The organism is Candidatus Aquicultor sp., from assembly GCF_054640775.1.
Genome location: NZ_JBTSLF010000042.1, coordinates 1 through 17764, shown reverse-complemented (window position 1 = coordinate 17764; position 17764 = coordinate 1). Strand labels below are relative to the sequence as shown.

Below are 17764 nucleotides of genomic sequence, written 5' to 3'. Positions count from 1 at the left end.
GCACGGGTAGCTCGATCTGCTCATCTGTTTTCCGGGCTTTTATTTTGATGCTTTCCACAAAATTATGCCCCTCGATTGCGACAAGATCGTATCCCTTATAAATGCCCACATTTGTCGCGTGCAGTACCCTCTCCTGTAATATTGGGTCGGCGCTCCACCCGGCGATCGAAACGATATTGACTGTTTTTGCGATTTTAACGAGTTGTTCGGCGGCACCCAGCGCAGAATTTCCTCCGCCGATTACCGCAACGTCCATATTCTTAAACAGCGGGGCGTCGCATGTTGCGCAATAGGTCACACCCTTGCCGACGAATTCCTTTTCGCCGGGCACATTTAAGCGCCGGGGTGACCTGCCGGTAGCCATAATAACGCTCTTCGCCTGAATTACCTTTCCCGAGACGATATGAACGTTAAAAAACGAGTCTTCCCTGGTTACCTTATCCACCTGCTCGTATTCGATGGGGATGCCGAATTCCTCGACCTGGTCTTCGAACTTGGCCATAAGCTCGGCGCCCGGAATAAGATTATAGCCCATATAATTCTCAATCCCCGCACTCCACGCGGCCATTCCGCCTATATTATTGGTAAGCACCAGCGCATCCATCTTTTTCCGGGCTGCATACACGGCAGCAGTCATCCCGGCAGGACCGGCGCCTATTATCGCTACATCATGCAAGACAAACCCTCCAGCTATCCGGTTACGAAGCGGCTAACGCCGACTCCAATCGCCCCCGGTCGAAACCGATGACCACCTCATTGCCGATCACTGTAACCGGAACCCCAAGTTGTCCTGATATCTCGACCAGCTCGCTTACTCTAGCCGGATCGGCTACCAGGTCGATCTCCTCATATTGAACACCTTCATCCGTGAGAAACTTCTTCACCAACGAACAAAACGCTCACGTCGGAGTGGAATAGACTTTTACCGTTCGTGCCATTCAGTAACCTCCCATATTTATGCAAACTGCCAATGGCCGTGCATCTATGCTGCAGGTCGAACCGATCCACTCACGTGAAGTTCGTTCACGACATCTACCACACCGGGAACCGAGAATGCGACGAATTCGGCGATCCTCTTTTGTGTAAAGTTGGGGACCTCGCCGGTCAAGGTGACAACGCCCTCGGTAACGTCGACATTCATCTCGGTCAAATCAAGCCGCGTGTTTTTGATCAAAGCGGCCCTAACATCTCGTTCGATCTCTGCATCAGCTATTGTAATCTCTGGTTTTACCACGAGATGGTTCACGACGTCAACAACACCGGCAACCCAGCGCGCATCGTTTTCGGCTTCCATCTTCTCCACTCTCGATATCATTGTGCCCCTCAAAAAGACAACGCCGTCGATGACCTCGATGCTTATCCTGCTCCAGTCGACCCAGGAATCACGTTTAAGGTTTCCCCGCACGTCCTCGGCTATTTCCTCGTCACTTTTTGCGATCGGCGGGGTAACACTGATGTTGTTGACGACATCTTTAACGCCCCTTACCCGACCGACGATTTCCTCGGCTAACACTTTCTCGTTGTAGGTATCAACCTGACCGTCGAGGACAATAACACCCGGCTGCTCGCTACTTATCTGGATCATAGACTGGTCGATTCGCGTATCCGTCGACAGCGCACGCTTGACATCATTTACTAGATCTTCTGGTGTCATGTATCCAATACCCTCCCCTTCTGCTTTAAAAACCCTGGTTACGTGGTGTTTCTACCCGAATCGCGCTTTTAAAAAACATAAAAAGATGGTGAGTCGGTGAATCGGCGGATGGGTGAATGGATCCGGCGATTAGCGGTTGTAGACCATGTCTCCGTTGAGGATAGTGTGGGATATGTGGGATTTTGAGGCGTTTTCAATCAGATAGATGTAAGAGTCAAGGGCTGTGGTCCGGTCGTAGTCCAGGATGATGAAATCGGCGCGTTTGCCGGTATCGATGCTTCCAAGGTCATCTGCAAAGCCGAGCATGCGGGCGGCATCCAGGGTAATCATCTCAATCAATCTTTCCGGGGATAATGTCGATACTTCGGCCCGGGGTTTTGCCTGATCAAGCTGTTTCTGAAGGATCGTGCGGGCTTTTCGCGCCTCGACGAAGAGATCCATATCGGGGTTGCTTGCCGGGCTATCGGTACCGAGTCCGAAATCCAGGCCGTGTTCGATGAATTGCTTGACCGGCGCCTCACCGGACCCAAGAAGCTCGTTTGAGGTCGGGCAGACTGCCACCGCAGCACCCTTCTCTTTCAAGAGCATAATATCCGCATCGCTAAGCCATACACCATGCGCCGCTATCAGCGAATCTCGCACCAAGCCAAGATCGTTCAGGTAATGCGCCGGTGTTGAGCCCGCGCCTCCCCGCCGGATAACTTCAAGCTGCATCCTTTTGCCGATTGTAGCCGCAAGAGGACCCGTTCCACTGCGAATAAGCTCCACTTCGGCTTGAGTCTCGGCAAGATGGATACTTAAGGGAAGCCCATATTCAAGGGAAATATCGTTACAGACTTTAAGCGCCGACTTCGAGAGAGAGTATACCGAGTGCGGCGAGAGACCCACCTTGATATCGCCTACCCCGAGGATGCTTTGAGCGCTTTTAACTCTCTCCAGCAAATCGACGACGGCATCGGTAAGGTTGCGGTCGTCGATACCGACGGCTTCCAGGTACACGAGCGCCGGCATCCCCGCCTCCGCGACCGCCTGAAGCCCGACGCCCGATCTCGTGATATCGGCAGTGCATGTAATGCCCGACTCGAAGTACTTCTTTACCCCGGCGCGAGATGCCGACAACCAGTCATCCCGTTGCATCTTGAGGCCGGCCTGTATGATGGTGCCGACCCATTCGGAAAAAGGCGTTGGCTTGGCGAGAAAATCAAACGATGAGCACTCAAGGTGCCCGTGAAGGTTGACCAACCCCGGCATGAGAATCGCGTCGCCGAATTCGATGATCTCTTCGTCCCCGTGAGCGGCCAGAAGTTTGTCTCGTACCCCGACCGCACTAATGCGACCATCGGTTACAAGAACCGCTCCATCGGTAATCGGGGGATTTGAGATAGGCAGGATCGTATCGGCCGTATAAATCATCTACGGGGTTTCCTCTTTAAGAAGAGTCGGTTTACGTAATTGCTTACACTCGCAGGTCGAGGTATCTGCAGTAGCACGAATCGCGTTGATCATGATTTTACCGATGGCCTCCGACTCGCCGTAAAATATCTCGGAAAGCTCGTCGTGCGACCAATCTTCGACTATTCCCTCAGCATAATTTACTACCAGGTAAACGCCCGCATAGCACGCGCCGATTTCCCGTGCGAGATAGACTTCCGGGCACATGCTTTGCCCGACGACATCCGCACCCCACTGCTTTAATACCGCGACTTCAGCGGGGCTTTCAAAGTGGCGGCCATCCGTCACCGCATAAATCCCCCGTTCAAACACCCGTGAAATCGCAAACTCGCGGGATGCCGCAAGCAAATTGTTATGCAAATCCGAGCAGACGGCCTTTCTCATAACGAGCAAATAATCCGACCCCAGGCTCACATCTTTTCGCATGGAATTATCGATATAATCGGTTGGGATAACGATGTCTCGCGGGTTCAGCAGGTGGTTTACCGCCCCAACACCGCCCTCGGCAAGGATGTTCTTAACACCCGCTTCTCTCAATACCCAGAACACCTGTCTCGAAGCATCCGCCCTCGAAACACCCGGGCGCCAACCGTGCATCTTGCAGGTCAGAACCAGTTTATCGTCCACCTTGAAGAGCTTAAACGGCGGGCTTTCACCGTACGGCGTCTCAAACAGCAAGCCGTCTTCGACTATTTCCACGCCCGCCTCACCCAGCGCCTCCGGAAACCGTATAGAAAATGTACTCGAGCCACCGATAATCGCGTAATCGGCGGATGGTAACATAGTGGCCATCAATCAAATCTCTCAATCAGTTCGTAAAGTGTATTTCGCCTGGCAGCATGCTTACCGGTCGTCTGTATCATACGCACCATCTCATCCTTGGACATCGCATAGGCGACTCCGGTTGCGCGAACGACGTTTTCCTCTATCATAATGCTCCCCAGGTCATCGGCGCCAAACGACAACGTCAATTGCCCGATCTCTTTTCCCTGGGTTACCCATGAGCCCTGGATATGGTCGATAGTATCGAAGAAGAGCCTCGATACGGCAAGCGTCTTAAGATAGGCCCGTGTAGAAACGATTTTCCCACCGAGTTCGGTATATCCGGGCTGGTATACCCACGATATGAATGCCCTGAAGCCGCCGGTTTTATCCTGCAGCCGCCTGACCTTACTCATGTGCTCGACGCGGTCCTCGATGCTATCCGGGCCGCCCATCATCATCGTCGCCGTACTCTCGATCCCAAGATTATGCGCCCGCTCCATTACTTCAAGCCAACGCTCGGCGGATATTTTATTGGGGCTGACCGCCTGGCGATAATGGTCGACCAGAATCTCGGCGCCCGCCCCGGGAAGCGAGTCTAAACCGGCTTCATGCAAACGCCTGAGCGCCTCGTCAACGGTGACATCAGAGATCTGGGCGATATACGCCACCTCGGGGGCGCCGAACGAGTGGATCGTAATCGGATAACGCGCTTTAATGTTGCGCAGAAGGTCCTCGTAATAGTCGATTTTCAAATCGGGATGCAGCCCGCCCTGCAGCATGATCTGGGTACCTTCAAGCGTAAGCGTCTCCTCGATCTTTTTAAAGACCTGGTCGGCGCTCAACAGATACGCTTCGGGATCGTCTTTGTCGCGGTAGAACGCACAGAAGCGACATTTGCTGGTACAAATATTAGTATAGTTGATGTTGCGGTCGATGATAAAGGTTGCCGTATCGGGAAAACGCCTTTTACGAACAGTATCTGCGGCGGCGCCGATAGCAAGCAGGTCTCCCTCTTTGAGAAGAAACACCGCCTCCTCATCCGTTAGGCGCCGCCCATCCACCACTTCGGCTAATAGTTCATATTGATTTAAATTCTGCATGGTGTTAAACCTCCACGAATTCCAGCTTCGGGGTTTCCTGGATGAAGCCGAGTTCATACGCCCTCGTCGCATAGGCAAGCATGTCCTGCTGGTAGGCAGGGTCAAGATCAAACCTGAGGCTGTCGAAATAGGCCTTCATGAAGTCGCAATCAAACGACTCCCACCTCGAGGCGGCCTTCGCTATTTCATCCACTTTATCGATGCTGTATTCCATTGATTTCATAAACGCCCCGTGCACTTCGGCGACCAGCTCGGGATTCTCGGCCGCAAAAAGCCGGCGAACCGCCCAGACCGCGAACACCATGCGCCTGCCGGTCATCTCTTTCCACTCCATCCCAAGGTCATAAAGATGGAGGTCTTTTGGCGGGTCATATAAGGCACGCAGGGCATCGTCGCCGATAAGAAGCGCTCCATCCGCCTCCATCATCATCTGAGGGAGGTCGGGCGGGCAGACGAAATATTTCGGCGACACCTTGTATTTATCCCGCAGGATGATGCGCGTGAGCGCCTGTGACGTCGCCGAAGAGCTGGTCAATGCTACTGTGCGCCCATCCATCTGCTCTATCGGCACTTTACTTACAAAAAGGATGCTCTTGACCTCACCGTCCGCCGCCACGGCCAGGTTCGGCAAAAGCATAAGGTCTTTATAGTTGCGACAATACTCGATCGAAGAAATCGGGCTGATATCGAGCTTGCCCTCGAGCAGCATTTTATTCAGCTCGGTCGGTGTCCCTTTGATCAACTCCACATCGAGAAGGACATTGTTGTGCACCAGGCCGTAATAAAGGGGCAGGCAATTTATAAACTGGATATGACCGACTTTAGGCCTAGACAATGAGATTCCTCCCTATCGTTTACTCTGATCTTGTAAGTCATATATTAATCGTATTATTCGTACAATTACTCGTACACTCTAATGATGTTGTAGAGGGTGTCTCTTTCAACAGGCGTGCGTCCAGTGTCTTTTATAAGGCGGATAAGCTCTTCTTTTTCGATCGACTCATCCGTTTGTGCGCCGGCCATATGCGTTATCTTCTCCTCAACGACCGTGCCGTCCATATCGTCGGCGCCGAAGTCGAGCGCAAGCTGGGCGATTTTCAAACCGAGCATGATCCAGAACGCCTTTACGTGGTCGAAATTATCGAGCATCAACCGCGAGATAGCGATAGTTTTTATATCATCGAACGCCGTAGTTCTCCTTATGCCGGTAAGGTCGGTGTTATCGGGATGAAACGCGAGCGGGATAAAACTCTGGAAGCCACCGGTTTTGTCCTGGTGCTCGCGAAGCTTGATCATGTGGTCGATACGCTCCTCGTAAGTCTCGACATGGCCGTACAGCATGGTCGCATTTGACCGCAACCCTAGATCATGCGCCAAACCCATGACTTCGAGCCAGCGATCGCCGCTTGCCTTGTTCTCGCACGTAAGTCCGCGGACACGGCCGCTAAATATCTCCGCGCCGCCACCCGGCATCGACCCCAGGCCCGCCTCTTTTAGTTTCTCGAGAACACCTCTCGCAGTCAGTCCCGATATTTTTGCGAAATAATCGATCTCAACCGCAGTAAAGGCCTGGATATGCACATCGGGCAACGCCTTCTTGCACTCGCTTATCGCCTCCAGATAATAATCAAACGGAAGGTCGGGATGGCAGCCGCTTACGATATGCAACTCGGTCGCCCCCAACTTCGGGGCTTCGAGTGCGCGCGACATGATCTCTTCAAGTGTCATCGTATAAGCGTGCGGGTCCCCTTCCTTAGCTTTAAACGCGCAGAACTTGCACTGATTCACGCACACATTGGTCAAGTTTATGTGACGGTTTACGTTAAAGTACGCATGATTTCCGCTCTTTTTCTCTTTAACATACCGGGCCAAGGCACCCAAAAACAGGATGTCGTTTATCCCGTAAAGAGCGATGCCATCCTCCCTCGAGAGGCGCTCGCCCGACATTACCTTCTCCTCTATCTGCTTCAAATCGATGTCAGCAACTGTTGCCATTTGATACCTCCACTATCTCAGGGTCGAGGGACCCTCTTATTCGCCTTTCCAACGCTCAAAGAGCGTATGTTCAACCCCTAGTTGGTCGAGGACTTTGCCCACAACGAAGTCGACCATGTCTTCTATCGTTTTTGGATTGTCGTAAAAAGCCGGCATTGCGGGCACTATTTTAGCACCGGCCTCCTCGACTTCAAGGAGATTTTTCAGATGTATCCGGTTAAACGGCGTTTCTCTCGGAACGATTACAAGACGCCTTGACTCCTTCAAAGCCACGTCCGCAGAGCGCTCGATCAGGCTCGATGAGAGACCGCCGGCAATCGCCCCCAGCGTCGCCATTGTGCAAGGTAGTATCACCATGCCCCCCGTAATATGAGAACCGCTGCAGATAGGGGCCATTAAATCATCGTCTCTGAAGTAACGCAACCGCGCCGCCGTATTGGGTGCTTCAAGCCACTGGGCCATCTCGACGACCGCATCGTCTTCATTAAATGAAAACCCCAGCTCATGTGCGATAACTAGTTTGCCGGGGTTGGATATTATGAGAGAGACATTGTAGTCTTGCCTGAGGAGTTCCTGGATGAGGCGTTTACCATAAATCGCACCGCTAGCCCCCGTTATGGCAACTACGTATTCAAGGTTAACGTCCAAGCTAGCCCAGCCCCTTAAGCAGGTACCTGGCCGCAAAGTCGAGTCCCGTAAAAGCGAATATTTGCAGGCTGATAAACCCGTTAACCGTAAAGAACGCCAAGTTTACCCTGGACAGGTCATTCGCCTTCACCATCCGGTTCTCGTAGGCTAGAAGCAGCGCCGTGATCATCACACCGAAGTAATAGATTGCTCCCATCTTAAAGGCCACGCCGACTGTAAACAACAGGCCAACGGTAAGTACATGGAACATCCTGGTAACGAGCAGCGCTCTTTTTACCCCGAACACCGCCGGTATCGAGAAGAGCTTGTCGCGTTGGTCGACGTCGATATCCTGGCAGGCATAGATAATGTCGAAACCCGCAGACCACAACATAACCGCGCCCCCGAGAATAACAACCGGCCAGCTCAAGCCGTTTGTTATCGCAATCCAGGCGCCGATAGGGGCAAGGCCGAGGCTGATGCCGAGAACGACATGATTTAACCAGGTAAAACGCTTAGTATAGGAGTAAATAATCAGCGGGAATACAACTGCGGGCCATACGACCCTTGCGAGAGGGGCCAACTGGTACGTGGCGACAAAAAACACCGCAAGGCTACCAATGCTAAAGAGAAGCACGTACCGCGATGTCAGTTTACCCGCCGGGATCGCCCGGTCTTTCGTGCGCGGGTTACGGGCATCGATGTCGCGATCGATATAGCGATTCATCGCCATCGAAAAGCTTCTCGCCCCTATCATCGCGACCGTAATCCAGATGATCTGTTTGAGGCTCGGCATACCGTTTGCAGCAAGCATCATGCCCATGTATGCAAAGGGCAGCGCAAATATCGTGTGCTCAAACTTTATCATCTCAAGGATGGTCTTAAACTTACCCAAGGCCTAATTCCTTCCATTTGCTATCGACGAGGCGCTTTGTCACCTCATCCATTTCTATGTCATCCGGCCATTCCCGGGTATGCCCCTCCTCGGGCCACTTCTTGGTGGCGTCGATTCCCATCTTCGAGCCGTATTTCGGCATATTCGATGAGTGATCCAGCGCATCTAGCGGGCCTTTAACGACCATAATATCACGAGCTGGGTCAACGTTGTTAAATACTTTCCAGAGAACTTCTGACATATTTTGAGCATCAACCGAGTGGTCGACGATTATTATCATTTTAGTGAACATCATCTGCCCGAGCCCCCACAACGCGCTCATGACCTTATATGCGTGAGCCGGGTAGCTCTTCTTTATCGAGACGATAGCGCAATTATGGAAAACTCCTTCCAGCGGAAGGTTTAAATCCTCTATCTCGGGCAGCGCCGTCTTTAAGACCGGTAAAAATATCCGCTCGGTGGCTTTGCCCATATAACAGTCCTCCATCGGAGGTTTGCCGACGATAGTCGCGGGATAGATGGGGTTCTTTCGCATGGTTATGCATTTGACGTGAAACACGGGGTAGTAATCGGCCAGCGAGTAATAGCCGGTATGGTCGCCGAACGGGCCTTCCCACCTTGTCTCCTCCGGGTCGACATAGCCTTCGAGGATTATCTCCGCGTTCGCCGGCACCATCAAATCGACCGTTTTCGCCTTTACGACATCGACCGCCTGCTTGCGGATCATCCCTGCAAAGAACAACTCCTCGACATTTGGCGGCAGTGGGGCGGTTGCAGAATAAATCGTGGCAGGGTCCCCGCCAAGCGCCACCGCAATCTCGATCGGCCGGCTCTCTTCCTGGTGCTTACGGTAGTTGTGCGCCCCATCATGGTGCGCGTGCCAGTGCATACCGGTCGTTTTTGCGTCAAAGACCTGCATCCGGTACATCCCGAGATTTTGCCTTCCGCTTTCCGGGTCTTTAGTAATAATCAGGGGAAGCGTGATAAACTTTCCCCCATCCTGCGGCCAGCACTTCAAAACCGGGATATCCTCGAGAGAAAAATCATCCGTCAGTACTACTTCCTGACACGGGGCGTTTTTGACTTCCCTTGGCTTATAGTCGGCGATGTTTTTAAGTTTCATCAGCGTGCCGAGTTTTTGCCAAAAGGTACTCGGCTCGCCATCGGGTAAAAGCCCTGCAAGGTTCTGCGGGATCTCATCCAGGTGATTCGCGCCAAGAGCCCAGCTCATACGCTCATACGATCCGAATGCATTCATAAGGATCGGCATCTTCGAACCCTTAGGGTTTTCAAAAAGCAAGGCGGGCCCATAGCTCTTGCTCACCCTATCAGTAATCTCGGTAACTTCCAGAACCGGGTCGACTTCAGCTTTGATCCGTTTAAGCTCGCCTTTTGATTCAAGAAACTTTATAAAATCTCTGAGGTCATTAAATGCCACGCATATTAGCCACCTTTCGATTCGCTAAAATGAATTATAGCGTTTACGTAGCTAAAGTTGCAATTTACGCTTGGGGTATTGTCAAGAATTTGACGTGGAATAATAGAACCGTCAGTACTCCAAAATTATTTCTTGAATTATTTAATATATTTTGTTGACACGGCTTAACGTATTTGATATATTAGGAATAGACCCCAAGGGGCTGGACGCGAGGACACTCGGGGAAAGCGACGTACCAGGTGCGGTTTCGAGGTGGACACTATAGAGGGTGGTCGTAAGGCCAAAATGTGTAAGTGTCGCCAAGAAGACGAAACGGGAAATCGTGAGTAGCGAGTGGCTCAGGAAGGTTTCTTGGGGTTCTTTATTTTGCTTTTTAGCAGGCCGCAAACCAGCGGCCTTTTCTTTTGCAAATACTTCCCTCTCTCTATCGGGTCGCATGCGTAGCATAATCAGCCAAAAAAACAGTGGAGGTCGAATGTTACAATCGACCTCCACTAACATTAGTATATTTCGCCCTATTTATTTCCGTTCAGCCTTAATAGCTTATCCTGCACTACACCGAGGTAACGAGTAGTTTAATATGGACCCTGCACGGTAGCATTGACGCTTTGTGCAGCAGTTGTGCCTGTTCCACCCGAACCGCCGCTACCATTAGCACCACACCCTGCGCCTGGGATGCATGCGCTTGAGCGCGGTCCGTGCTGATCTGGTTTACTGGCGCCACGCACGTAAAGCCCAGGGCCACCGGCCCTATGGTTCATACCTAAGCTAATCCTGGTTTTCATTCTTTCAAGAAGAGCTTCTTCCTCACTCGCGGTAATCTGTCCCGCTTTTACTTGCTGATCCAGGAGTTTCTTCCTGTCTTTAAGAATCGCGGAAACAATCGCCTCTTGCGATACGTTTCGCTCCTTAGCCATATCAGCCAGGCTTATCCCGTTGTTACGTTTCTCGATAATCTGCTCCTGCTTCAATCCGAGCGTCTCACTGAGGCTATCAAAGACCCCGCAACACCCGCTAGCTAAAGCGCTCGGAGCGCCGCCTGCTTTGGTGCCACTTGCTGCGAACGATATCCCCGCAACAGCGGTCAATGCAACACCTACTACAAGAAACCCTATTAATAGCTTCCTTTTTAAGTCCATACGTGCTCCTCTCGTAAACCCATTATTAGCCAGTTATTATTAATTTATCATAAAATGTTATAAAAAGTATGAAGAAATTATGAAGATTGCGCTCGATTAATTAAGTAATCGCCGGCCCTTAAAACAGACTTCCCTGCTCCGGCATATCGTCCGATTGTTTCTGCGGTAGTTGTGGCTCGGATAATCGTTGTAAAGATTCTTCTCTGTTTTCGAACTCATCGATCGCTTTATTGGCAAGCTCATCGGCGGCAGAGTTCTCGTTGCGGTATATATGCTTGATCTCAGCCCTCCTGCACCCGGCCAAAAGCTTCTTGACCCTATCATGCAGAGGTTTAAGACCCTCGTTCTTAACTTTGTACTCGCCGTTCAGCTGCTTGACCATTAGCTCGCTATCGGCGCGTATTTCGATTTCTTCGGGTTTGTATTGAATCGCCTGTTCGAGCGCAAGGATAAGCGCCTTATATTCGGCGATGTTATTCGTTGTCTCACCGAGGTACGCGGAAACCTCCACCAGCACGTCTCCCTTTGCGTTCTTTATCAGCGCCCCGGCACCCGCAGGTCCAGGATTGCCCCGGGCCGCACCATCGCTGTATATAATGATTTTTCTTGATATATCCTTGTTCTCTATCTCCGGTCTCCTCTTCTTGCACTAGGCCTTCATTAATTCGTAATTCCTCGGGCCCTATCTCTTCACCAATATTCTGCTGCAATTCGGGCACCGCTCGATCTTCTTGGATGCTTCGATTCTCTCGACTTCGGTACTTGGAAGCTCGACCCGGCATCCCAGGCACAGACCCTCCTCGAGGACGGTCACCGCCAACGGCTGCTTTGTTCTCACCCGCCCGTAAAGCTCTCTTATTTCCTCGCTTAGCCCGGCAACGACCGGCTCTCGCTCGGCCTGCAGCTTTTGCAGTTGCCCTTTAATATCGGCTAGGGTAGCGTCCATCTCGGCTTTTGCCGTAGCTACTTCCACCTTGCGCTCGTTTAACCGCTTCTCAACGGCCCTATCATCCGATTTTAAGCCATCGACCACATCTATCTGCTCGAGCAGCTCTGTTTCTTTTACATCAGCCTGCTCCTTCAAATGCGTAAGCTCCTGCTGCACGCTCGTGAGTTCTTTAGGATTAGTGATCGTGCCACTGTAGAGGCGCTTCTGTTCCTTGTCGATTTTCCTATTAAGGGTATCGAGTTCATCCTCGATCTTCTTTTGAATTTGCGATTCATCACGAAGTTTCTTCTCGATCGCCTGGTAAAGCCCCTGCGTCCTGTTCGTTTCGTCGCTTAGCTTCTGATAACGGTCGCGCTCAGGCAGGTTCTTCTCACGATAATGTAACGCATCGAGCTGCGTATCTATCTTTTGAAGTTCTTCCAGGGTTTTGTACTCATCCATAGCCAACCCCTCTAGTAGTTTTTAATTAATCTCTATTCCAAGGGCTGGTATCGATCTCCGATACCAGAACCTCGACCTTTAAACCCGCCTCGTTAATGGACCTCTGCAATTCCCGTGCGATTTCGGGGATAACGAGACGCTCCGTTTCAGCGTGACCGGCATCGATAATCGCAAGCCCTACCGCACGGGCTGCGTGGGCCGCGTGGTATTTGATATCACCTGTCAGGTACACATCGGCTCCCGATGCCTTCGCAACCCCGATGAGTTCACCCCCGCTCCCTCCACACACGGCGACCCGGCTGACAACCGTATCCATATCGCCGGAGACTTTGAGGTCGGTACCCAGTTTATCGGCCCAGTTCTCTACACAGTCGCGTAGCTTCCTCGTCTTTGTCATATTGCCGACCCTACCAAAACCGACACCCGGTAGGGGAGTCGTCACATCATAAACATCATACGCCACTTCCTCGTAGGGATGAACATCAAGCAGCGTTTGTATAACCTGCTCGATTCTGTCGGGTGCGACGAGTATCTCGAGCCTGTTTTCATCGACTTCGTTCAGCTCGCCGGATTTTCCCAGAAAGGGGTGGGCGCCGAGCATGGGATAAAACGTACCGGTTCCCTCGACCCTGTATGTGCAATGGCTGTATTCACCTATTACCCCGCCGCCGACATTTCCGAGTGCCGCAATAACCTCATGGACATTATCTTTTGGGACGAATACAACGAGCTTATACATATGGATATCCCGGGCTGGGAGCAGTACCTCGATGTCCTGTAATCCCAGGACATGGGCCAACACATCGCTAACTCCGTCCCTGGCCCTATCGAGATTGGTATGGGCCACCAGCAGCGAAATCCCGGACCTGATCAAATCGGTGGTCAACCCGCCTATATGATCCTCCGCTAACACCCTATTGAGACTGTTAAAAATCAGTGGGTGATGCGAGAATATGAGCTGCGCTCCTTTTGACCGCGCTTCATGCAAAACTTCATCGGTTACCTCGAGCGTCACCAGCACTTTGTTAACCGCCATGCCTGCGCTCCCGACCTGGAGGCCGACATTATCGCCCTCAGACTTTAAGTAACTGGGGGCTATACCTTCGACTAGCCCCGCTATTTGCGCTACAATTGCCACCTCTATCACCCCATCCATAGTAAATAATAGCAGATTTCTCGCGAAATAGAGAATTCCCCGGAAGGCCCGTAAGTGCATCGTTCGATGCGCTTGCTTGCCTGTCCTGCAACCAACCTAGCGCACGTATAATTGTTGCGTAGTTTGGTATAATTATGTTGAGAACAATATCTGATTTATCCATCTTCCCGTTCGTTTTACTTACGACAACGGGAAGAATCTTTATAAGTCAAGATTTATAAGTGCTTATTGTAGTAAAAGGAGGTTGAACACATGCTGTGCCAAAGATGTAACGAAAGGCCTGCTGGCGTAACATACACGCAGATCAAGGGCGAGAAGAAGGAAGTCAAATATATATGCGAGCAATGTGCTCATGAGCTGGGAATCCTGCCTGGAGCAGGCGAGGAAGGCTTTGATATATTCGGTATTCCCGACATGTCGAAGATGTTTCCGGAATTCTTCAAACAGAGCCGTGGAGACATACTTGAGATGCTGTCTGAAAGTGCGCAGGAAGCGCTCAATCTTGCGGCCAACGAGGCCGTCAGACTCGATTTCGACTATGTCGGAACAGAGCATCTCATCCTTGGCTTAAGCCGTGAGCGTATCGGCTCAAGGATATTAATGGACCTCGGAATCAACCTCGACGGCCTGCGAAAGGAAGTCGAGGACTTAATCGGACGCGGTAAAGGCGCCGCCGAAAAAGAGATACCGTTAAGTCCGCGCAGCAAACGGGCCCTGGAGCTTGCTTTAGAAGAAGCGCGTTCGGCCGGTGAGAAGTTTATCGGCTCCGAGCACCTCCTTCTCGGTCTCGTCCGTGAGGACGAGGGCATTGCGGCCCAGGTGCTAAAACGACACGGTATCGATTACGGCCGTGCCAAACAGGAGGTAATGAACATGGCTGGTAAAGGTGAGATCCCTCCGGCGGCCGCCGCGGTACCGAGCAGGAGCAAAACACCTGCACTTGACCAATACAGTCGAGACTTGACAACGCTCGCACGCGAGGGAAAGCTCGACCCGGTCATCGGCCGCGAAAAAGAAATAGAGCGGATTATCCGTATCCTAAGCCGCCGTACTAAAAATAACCCGGCGCTTATCGGTGAAGCCGGCGTCGGCAAAACCGCAATCGCTGAAGGCCTCGCCCAGAAAATAGAAGCCGGTGAAGTGCCGGATACCCTCAAGGATAAGAGGGTTGTGTCGCTTGACCTTGCCGGCATGGTCGCGGGCACCCGCTACCGTGGCGAGTTCGAGGAGCGTTTGAAACGCGTTATGGACGAGCTACGCGAGAGAAGCGGCGAGATCATCGTCTTTATTGACGAGCTTCATATGATTTCTGGCGCAGGTGCGGCCGAGGGCGCGATCGATGCGTCCAATATGCTCAAACCCGCGCTTTCCAGGGGTGAGCTGCAAGTTGTCGGTGCGACCACCCTGGACGAGTACCGGAAGCATATCGAAAAAGACCCGGCCTTAGAGAGAAGGTTCCAGCCGATCATGGTCGGAGAGCCTACGGTCGAGGATACCATCGCTATCCTTAAAGGCCTGCGCGACCGCTATGAAGCCCATCACAGGGTAAAGATCAGCGACGAGGCTATTCTTGCGGCGGCGGAGCTTTCCGACATGTACATAACGGACCGGTTCTTGCCCGACAAGGCCATCGACCTCATCGATGAGGCTGGAGCCAAAGTACGTCTTCAGTCAACCGTCCCGCCAGTTGACGTAAAGGGCATGGAGGAAAAACTCGAGGCCATCCAGCGCGAGAAGGAAGCCGCGGTCAAGGCCGAAGATTACGAGAAAGCCATGAAGCTTCGCGAGAAAGAAAGCCAGATCAAGGAAGAGCTTGATAAAGTCGAGCGCAATTGGGCACGCGACAGAGGCATGGCCGATGCGACCGTCACGACCGAGGACATCGCCGAGATAGTCTCAAGTTGGACCGGCGTTCCGGCCCAAAAGCTTGTCGAGGAAGAAAAGTCGAGGTTGCTCAAGATGGAGGAGACCCTTCATAGTAGGGTCGTCGGCCAGGAGGAGGCAATCGTCGCCATATCCGAGGCGATCAGAAGGGCACGCGCGGGCTTAAAAGACCCGAAGCGCCCAATCGGCTCGTTTATCTTCCTTGGCCCGACCGGCGTCGGTAAAACCGAGCTGGCAAGAGCATTGGCCGAGCACCTCTTCGGAGAAGAAGAGGCCTTGATCAGAATCGATATGTCCGAGTACATGGAAAAGCACACCGTATCCAGGCTGATCGGTGCGCCCCCCGGCTATGTCGGATATGAAGAGGCCGGACAGCTAACAGAGCCGGTTCGCCGCCGGCCATACTCGGTGGTTCTGTTCGACGAGGTCGAAAAGGCCCATCCGGATGTTTTAAATGTACTGCTACAGATCATGGACGACGGGCGCATAACCGACTCGAAGGGCCGTACGGTCAACTTCAAGAACACGGTTATCATCATGACGTCGAACATCGGCGGCGAGTTCATCAAGCAGTCCCGCAGTTTTGGATTCAAGCCTGCGGCAGAGGAAGAAAAGACGTTTGAGGGCGTCAAAGACCAGGTTCTGCGCGCTCTCGATAAGAGCTTCAGGCCCGAGTTCCTGAACCGCGTCGACGAGATCATCGTCTTCCATCCGCTCACTTCAGTGCAGATCAGGGAGATCGTCGATATCTTAATGCTGCGCGTCGAGCACGAGCTTAAAGGGCAGCAGATAGCACTTGAGCTGTCGAACGACGCCAAAGACGTGCTCGCAAAAGAGGGCTTCGACCCGCTTCTCGGTGCACGTCCATTGCGCAGGACGATCCAACGGCGCATCGAGAACCCGCTGGCTTCAAAACTGCTGCGCGGCGAGTTTTCCGAAGGTGACGTCGTGGTCGCCGAGGTCGAGGAAGGCAAAATCGTCTTCCACAAACGCCCCGGCGCCGTAGCCACCGCCACCACCCCGGAAACCGAAGCAATCGAAAAGGCCGAAGAAACCGGCCCCGAAGAAGCCGCAGGCGGCGGCGCACCCGCAGCGTAATTGAATAAATAGAGATGAACAACCAAAAGGTGGAGCCCCAAGCTCCACCTTTATTGTTTTTCCGTTAATGTTTACACTGAGGCTAGATATTTCTAAGGACGGTGCCCAGGCGGCATGGCCGACGGACTTAGCCCGGTTGGATAGGTCCCTGGCCTAAAACTCTATCTGGCAACCCACGGTGCAATACTCGAATTGCTCCGGCATCTGCAGCGACACCTGCTTTATGCCTTCGAATCCACTGCAGTGAATCGGCAGCACCTTCTTGATGTTAAGCCTTTTGAGTTCCTCTATCGTCCTGTCGATTTTCTTCTCGCCCGGGCCGATCAGGTGCAGGCCGCCTATCACGCAGTACACCTCGTCCACACCTGTGAGTTCCTTGGCTGCCTCCACCGTATTGATGATGCCCGAGTGACTGCAGCCCTGGACCACCACCAGACCCATGGCCGTGTTGATGACTATGCCCATGTCATCATAAAGCTTGTCCTCTATCAAATCCTCGCCCTCTTTGCGTTTGAAGACCTTGACCTCCTCCCACTCGTGCTTTCTTGGCACCTGGCCGGTGGTCATCACTCCCCTGGCCAGCTTCACCGGCTCTGTGTGAAACTCTACCTTGTGCTTCGTGGGATCGGGCGCAGGGCTGGTAAGATCGTATTGCACCCCTTCCTTGGGCGAGAGGTATCTTTCGCAAAATGCGTCCGGGTGGGCGATTATCCTGCCCTTTGCCCTCTCAAGTCCGCCCGTATGGTCGATGTGGCCGTGCGAGAAGACGATGACATCGATATCATCCATCGTGTACCCCAAAAGCCCCAGGTTGTGCTCCATGGCAATCCCGGTAACGCCTGTATCCACTAGAATTTTCGCATCTTCGGTCTCAATTAGAGCGGAAAATCCATGCTCTGCAAGAAAGTTTCCCTGTGGGCCGGAGAGGTGTTTGACTATCCCGCTGTCCGGGATGAACTCCATTATTGTGTTATCAACCAGTATGGTGAGTCTGGCCTTAACGGCCTCCAACTTTTCAGCCATTATTCAAGTCCTCCTTAAAGAATGAAACCGTCCTCTAGAAGGTAAGATTCATGTCGGCCTGCATAACCACATCTTTGTAATAGGTTGATGGATCGGCAACCTTTACCCCAAACGCAAGATCAGATTCGCTCATGCCAAAAACGTTAAG

Annotated in this window: 17 protein-coding genes; 1 reads left to right on the top strand and 16 read right to left on the bottom strand. The window is 52.4% G+C overall.

Features of this window, described 5'->3' with window-relative positions; genetic code table 11:
- The 15 genes from ACYC56_RS05350 to ACYC56_RS05280 all read right to left on the bottom strand — a co-directional run.
- Window positions 1-676: NAD(P)/FAD-dependent oxidoreductase (locus ACYC56_RS05350; protein WP_461373146.1), on the bottom strand; the 676-nt coding region annotated here is incomplete at its 3' end.
- A 22-nt stretch (window positions 677-698) separates the two neighbouring features.
- The gene (locus ACYC56_RS05345; protein ID WP_461373145.1) at window positions 699-884 is read right to left on the bottom strand and encodes a glutaredoxin family protein; all 186 of its coding nucleotides are present in this window, start codon (window positions 882-884) and stop codon (window positions 699-701) included.
- Between the two features lie 98 nt (window positions 885-982).
- Window positions 983-1654: a BON domain-containing protein gene (locus ACYC56_RS05340; protein WP_461373144.1), complete on the bottom strand. Its 672-nt coding sequence runs from the start codon at window positions 1652-1654 to the stop codon at window positions 983-985.
- 129 nt (window positions 1655-1783) lie between these two features.
- Window positions 1784-3067 carry an amidohydrolase family protein gene (locus ACYC56_RS05335; RefSeq protein WP_461373143.1) on the bottom strand — a complete coding sequence of 428 codons (1284 nt, stop codon included), beginning with the start codon at window positions 3065-3067 and terminating at the stop codon, window positions 1784-1786.
- Complete coding sequence (locus tag ACYC56_RS05330; protein ID WP_461373142.1) at window positions 3068-3901, bottom strand: MTAP family purine nucleoside phosphorylase; 834 nt, start codon at window positions 3899-3901, stop codon at window positions 3068-3070.
- Window positions 3898-4971 (bottom strand): cyclic dehypoxanthinyl futalosine synthase, encoded by a 1074-nt coding sequence (gene mqnC, locus ACYC56_RS05325; protein ID WP_461373141.1) that lies wholly within the window; start codon window positions 4969-4971, stop codon window positions 3898-3900. Before mqnC ends, ACYC56_RS05330 begins: the two co-directional genes overlap by 4 nt.
- Before the next feature lie 4 nt (window positions 4972-4975).
- Complete coding sequence (locus ACYC56_RS05320; RefSeq protein WP_461373140.1) at window positions 4976-5806, bottom strand: menaquinone biosynthetic enzyme MqnA/MqnD family protein; 831 nt, start codon at window positions 5804-5806, stop codon at window positions 4976-4978.
- A 65-nt stretch (window positions 5807-5871) separates the two neighbouring features.
- Window positions 5872-6966: an aminofutalosine synthase MqnE gene (gene mqnE / locus ACYC56_RS05315; protein WP_461373139.1), complete on the bottom strand. Its 1095-nt coding sequence runs from the start codon at window positions 6964-6966 to the stop codon at window positions 5872-5874.
- Window positions 6967-7002: 36 nt separating this feature from the next.
- Entirely contained in the window at window positions 7003-7614 is a 612-nt protein-coding gene (locus tag ACYC56_RS05310) for a UbiX family flavin prenyltransferase (RefSeq protein ID WP_461373138.1), read from the bottom strand.
- Between the two features lies 1 nt (window position 7615).
- Window positions 7616-8488: a UbiA-like polyprenyltransferase gene (locus tag ACYC56_RS05305; protein ID WP_461373137.1), complete on the bottom strand. Its 873-nt coding sequence runs from the start codon at window positions 8486-8488 to the stop codon at window positions 7616-7618.
- The gene (locus ACYC56_RS05300; protein ID WP_461373136.1) at window positions 8481-9926 is read right to left on the bottom strand and encodes a menaquinone biosynthesis decarboxylase; all 1446 of its coding nucleotides are present in this window, start codon (window positions 9924-9926) and stop codon (window positions 8481-8483) included. The genes ACYC56_RS05305 and ACYC56_RS05300 overlap by 8 nt, the downstream gene beginning before the upstream one ends.
- Window positions 9927-10501: 575 nt before the next feature.
- Window positions 10502-11065 carry a hypothetical protein gene (locus tag ACYC56_RS05295; protein WP_461373135.1) on the bottom strand — a complete coding sequence of 188 codons (564 nt, stop codon included), beginning with the start codon at window positions 11063-11065 and terminating at the stop codon, window positions 10502-10504.
- A gap of 118 nt (window positions 11066-11183) precedes the next feature.
- On the bottom strand, window positions 11184-11660 hold the full coding sequence (locus ACYC56_RS05290) for a ribonuclease HI family protein (RefSeq protein ID WP_461373148.1): 477 nt from the start codon (window positions 11658-11660) through the stop codon (window positions 11184-11186).
- An 87-nt stretch (window positions 11661-11747) separates the two neighbouring features.
- The gene (locus ACYC56_RS05285; protein ID WP_461373134.1) at window positions 11748-12455 is read right to left on the bottom strand and encodes a zinc ribbon domain-containing protein; all 708 of its coding nucleotides are present in this window, start codon (window positions 12453-12455) and stop codon (window positions 11748-11750) included.
- Between the two features lie 25 nt (window positions 12456-12480).
- Window positions 12481-13611: a Nif3-like dinuclear metal center hexameric protein gene (locus ACYC56_RS05280; RefSeq protein ID WP_461373133.1), complete on the bottom strand. Its 1131-nt coding sequence runs from the start codon at window positions 13609-13611 to the stop codon at window positions 12481-12483.
- 468 nt (window positions 13612-14079) lie between these two features.
- On the opposite strand from ACYC56_RS05280, the gene ACYC56_RS05275 reads away from it, so the two are divergent.
- Window positions 14080-16593 (top strand): ATP-dependent Clp protease ATP-binding subunit, encoded by a 2514-nt coding sequence (locus ACYC56_RS05275; RefSeq protein WP_461373147.1) that lies wholly within the window; start codon window positions 14080-14082, stop codon window positions 16591-16593.
- A 153-nt stretch (window positions 16594-16746) separates the two neighbouring features.
- Here the strand turns inward: ACYC56_RS05275 and ACYC56_RS05270 are convergent, their stop codons facing one another.
- Window positions 16747-17616: an MBL fold metallo-hydrolase gene (locus ACYC56_RS05270; RefSeq protein WP_461373132.1), complete on the bottom strand. Its 870-nt coding sequence runs from the start codon at window positions 17614-17616 to the stop codon at window positions 16747-16749.
- Between the last annotated feature and the right edge of the window lie 148 nt (window positions 17617-17764).